Consider the following 289-nt stretch of genomic DNA (forward strand, 5'->3'; position numbering starts at 1 on the left):
AGCGAGCCGGCATCGACCCGACCTCACTGCGCGGCAGCCGCACCGGCGTCTTCGCCGGCGTGATGTACCACGACTACGGAACGCAGAACGGCACGCCGGCCGAGCTGGAGGGGATGCTCGGCCTGGGCAGCTCGGGGAGTGTGGCCTCGGGCCGGGTGTCCTACACGTTTGGTTTCGAGGGTCCGGCGGTGACGGTGGACACCGCTTGCTCGTCGTCGCTGGTTGCCCTGCACTGGGCCGCGCAGGCGCTGCGCTCGGGCGAGTGCGACCTCGCGCTGGCCGGCGGTGT

General features: G+C 72.0%; 1 protein-coding gene. It reads left to right on the top strand.

The features are described 5' to 3' along the window. On the top strand, nucleotides 1–289 hold a 289-nt coding region (locus ACLQ2N_RS36030; protein ID WP_425820021.1), incomplete at both ends, for a beta-ketoacyl synthase N-terminal-like domain-containing protein.

The organism is Streptomyces sp. DT224 (assembly GCF_049844595.1).
Lineage (GTDB): Bacteria > Actinomycetota > Actinomycetes > Streptomycetales > Streptomycetaceae > Streptomyces.